This is a genomic window from Desulforegula conservatrix Mb1Pa (genome assembly GCF_000426225.1).
Lineage (GTDB): Bacteria > Desulfobacterota > Desulfobacteria > Desulfobacterales > Desulforegulaceae > Desulforegula > Desulforegula conservatrix.
On the sequence record NZ_AUEY01000138.1, the window covers coordinates 1 to 3,513 of the forward strand.

3 protein-coding genes are annotated in these 3,513 nt (G+C 42.2%); all 3 read right to left on the minus strand.

From position 1 onward, the window contains the following. Positions 1-551 precede the first annotated feature (551 nt). The 3 genes from K245_RS0120915 to K245_RS0120925 all read right to left on the minus strand — a co-directional run bounded on the left by K245_RS0120915 (position 552) and on the right by K245_RS0120925 (position 3,090). Positions 552-1,310 carry an SDR family oxidoreductase gene (locus K245_RS0120915; protein WP_027360731.1) on the minus strand — a complete coding sequence of 253 codons (759 nt, stop codon included), beginning with the start codon at positions 1,308-1,310 and terminating at the stop codon, positions 552-554. A gap of 107 nt (positions 1,311-1,417) precedes the next feature. After that, positions 1,418-1,591, minus strand: coding sequence for a hypothetical protein (locus K245_RS27920; protein WP_156906874.1), 174 nt, complete (start codon positions 1,589-1,591; stop codon positions 1,418-1,420). Positions 1,592-1,629: 38 nt separating this feature from the next. After that, a complete protein-coding gene (locus tag K245_RS0120925; protein ID WP_027360732.1) occupies positions 1,630-3,090 on the minus strand; it encodes a 4-hydroxyphenylacetate 3-hydroxylase family protein in 1,461 nt (486 codons plus the stop codon). Positions 3,091-3,513 lie beyond the last annotated feature (423 nt).

Below are 3,513 nucleotides of genomic sequence, written 5' to 3' on the forward strand. Positions count from 1 at the left end.
CATATTTTTTGCCATGCTACACCTCCATCATATCTGGATAATCTTTCACATGCCTTAAGATAAGCATGGCGGAGTAAAAATGGTAATCAAATTAATAATTAGACCGTCGTCGGCTGGTTTCTTTAAAAAAATCCACAAATTTTTTCAAAAATCGCGGATAACACAAGCATAATATACTGTTATTATACTTAAAAATATATTTTTAGGGGGATGGGGAACTTTTTAGAAAAAAGTTCCCCAATGAAATTCAATTTGCCAAGATCGCAAAAACTCCAATTTCAGTCATTCCGGCGGGCCTGTTCCGGTGAAAATAGGGAACCGGATTCAGGATAATATTTGAAAACAACTGGAATCTGATCAATTCCGCCATTACGCTGACGCTCTTTTTTTGACTTATTGCGAGTCCATTAACCCAAAAAGGATTTGGTTTTAAGTCTTAAACAGAAGGCTGGCACATAGGCAATTATTTTTTTATGCTCATGAGGACAGACAATGCTTTAAATCGCCTGACCTACAGAGAAAAACAAGCTCTGGGATTATGAATATTCTGATTATGCCAGCATTCCGCCATCGCAGGTAATCATGCTTCCTGTGGTGAACGAGGACGCATCCGATACAAGATAAAGTACAGCGCCGGACATCTCTGAAGGTGAAGCTATTCTTTTTAAAGGAATCATTGATATTACGGCTTTTTCAACTTCCTTGTTTTCTGTTATTGCGCTTGAGAACTTGGTTTCCGTCATACCTGGAAGAAGTGTGTTGACCCTTATTTTATATGGAGCAAGCTCCTTGGCAAAAGCCTTTGTCATGGCGATGAGGGCTGCTTTTGTAATTGAATATATGCCCTGCATATGAGCAGGCTTGATTCCATTTATAGAAGATACATTAACTATCGAGCCACCTGTTGCCTTCATGAGTCTTGCACCGAGCTGGGACATGAAAAATGGACCTTTCAGGTTAACATCGTTGGTTTTATCCCACGCCCACTCTTCTGCATTGATCATTTCACCGAAATATGGATTTGCGGCTGCATTATTTACCAGAATATCAAGTCTGCCATGTTTTTCCTTAACCTGATCCATCAAGAACTGAATCTGCTCAAGATCTCCCATATTGCATGCAATTGCTTCTGCTTTTCCGCCGTCTTCCTCTATTTTTTTTACAACGGTCTCAAGACCTTCTATCTTTCTGCTGACAAGGATGCAATAGGCCCCCTGCTGTGCAAGAGTCATTGCTATATGCTCACCTATCCCCCTGCTTGCGCCGGTGATAAGGGCTATTTTGTTTTTCAATGAAAAAGCATTCATCATGCTTGAAATCTCCTTATTTTGCGGATCAAGTCTCTTGGCCCTTGGCTGATGCCTGGGGAAAGGGCCAAGAGACTTAAGATCCGCGCATGACTATCGTTAAATGCAACTTATTTGTTTTTAGAGCTGTCAGTATGTATGCTGTCGTTCACTTCATTGATTATATTGCTCTGCTGCTCGACAAATACTCGGCTTATATCCTCAATACCAGATGGCATCTGGTCACCTACTTTTTCCACTGCGTTAGCTTTATCAAATTTTTCATTCTTATTTGATTCAGTCATTTTTTCTTTATTCTCCCAATGAAAAACATGATTAAACTTTAAGACATTCCTGCAAGCCTTTTCACCATATCCTTCCTCGCTTTGATGTCATACTGGGAGGTAATGGCTATCTGCTCCATAATTGGAGATCCACCGCCGTGGAAGCTTGCGTAGTTCATACTGCCTGCAATTGCAGATACTGTCATGTCACTGAAATACAGCCAGAATTTGATCTGATCTTCGACAGGCATTTTTGAATTGCGTTTGAGATACTTATCAACGTATGCCTTGGTTTCAGGATTCACAAGATCCTGTTCATAAGGGAAGGTCGCAGGAACACCGCCAGCTATGTCACAAAGAATTTCCTGCTCATGGAAAACTGCTTCTCCAGTAAGACAGCGGCCCACATTGCAATAAATCGAATTTGGAATATATGATCCAGGGCCGAAAGGAACCTGTCCGAAACCCGGAATATTTACTTCAGGCTTGCTTAAGGCAGAAGCTGTATAACCAGCAGCGTATCCGAGTTCAGCAATCTGGATTATGCTTGCAAGTTTTTCTTTTACGTGAGGAGTCTTTTCGATCCCGTTAACCTCTGCTGCAAGCGCCGCAAGACCAATTGCCACGTCACCTATTGCCGGTTTGCATCCTGAATAGCTGTGACGGTGAAAAAGAGCAAAAAGAAGGGCTGCAAGTCCGCCGTGCTGATGTTCTCCGCAAAGGAAAACTCGATCCCAAGGAACAAAAACTTTGTCAAAGATTACATATGAGTCAACCGCACCAAAATCGAATCCGCGCTTGAAATGCTTTCTTCTGTTCATGTTGTGGGGATGGACTATCTGTGTAACTCCATCATAGTCAGATGGCACTGCGAAGGCCACAGCATAGTCTTTTTCATCTGCTGTCATCGCACGTGTCGGAACAACCATGATTTCATCTGCAACTGAAGCCTGGGTTATATGAACCTTGCAACCTGTTACAACAATACCGTCACTCTTTCTTTCAACAACGCGAAGATACTGATCAGGATCAGGCTGCTGGGAAGGACGGAGCATACGCTCACCTTTTGTGTCAGTCTGGGCACAGGCGAGGACATAGTCGTTCTTCTGGAAATTATCGAGCCACTTGAGGAAATTCTTGTAATACTCGGTATTACCGTTGTTAACCTTGTCAGCTTCAAAAGCTATGGAGTTAACTGCGTTTGTGGCGTCAGCACCCATGCAGCGTCCTATGCAGTATCCGACATGACGGCAAAGCATTCTGGTCATGTCCTGCTTTTTATGAAGATCCTGTGGATTCTGGTGGATATGGCAGAAACGGTTAATGGTTTCGCCGCTCAGGTGCGATTTTGCTGTGCAAAGATCAGCTGTAGCAGGGTCGGCTGCTGCCTCAAAGGTGTGGCCGAGAACATTCAGCGTCATTTCAAGATCTTCGTGGTCACGGCTGATTCTTTCGCCTTTGCAGAAGATATTTCTTCTAAGCTTCATTACACTGTCTATATACTGTTGTTTCGTTCTCATGGCAGATTCCTTATTAATGGCTTATGTTAAACAAAATGATCAGTTAAGTTTACGACCGTCGAATCCTGTGCTTAACGAGGATTGTTCCCATTTAAAGAGCCAGAATCATGCCAAAGCGATTTTATTTTTTAAAAAATTGATATTATTAACATTATAAATAATAATACATTTTGAATCATGCCGAAAGCCCGAGCCAAAGGACTTAATATCAACCCGCAAGGACGATATAGCGTCCCGATAGATATCGATAAAAAAAGACAGAAACCTTTGAATCATAGAAATGATTGACATGCCGGACAAAAAGGTACTCCCCGGTTTCAAGATCCCGTCTGATCAACGACAGTTATAAATCCCCCCTGACGACAATTAGAATTCCCGCTTAATGCAAACCCGGTTATCCAATGTTGTGATATGGAGGATCAT

Excerpts from the sequence above, each read along its gene's own strand:
- K245_RS0120915 (WP_027360731.1), bottom strand. The coding sequence starts at position 1,310 with ATGATGAATGCTTTTTCATTGAAAAACAAAATAGCCCTTATCACCGGC.
- K245_RS27920 (WP_156906874.1), bottom strand. The coding sequence starts at position 1,591 with ATGACTGAATCAAATAAGAATGAAAAATTTGATAAAGCTAACGCAGTG.
- K245_RS0120925 (WP_027360732.1), bottom strand. The coding sequence starts at position 3,090 with ATGAGAACGAAACAACAGTATATAGACAGTGTAATGAAGCTTAGAAGA.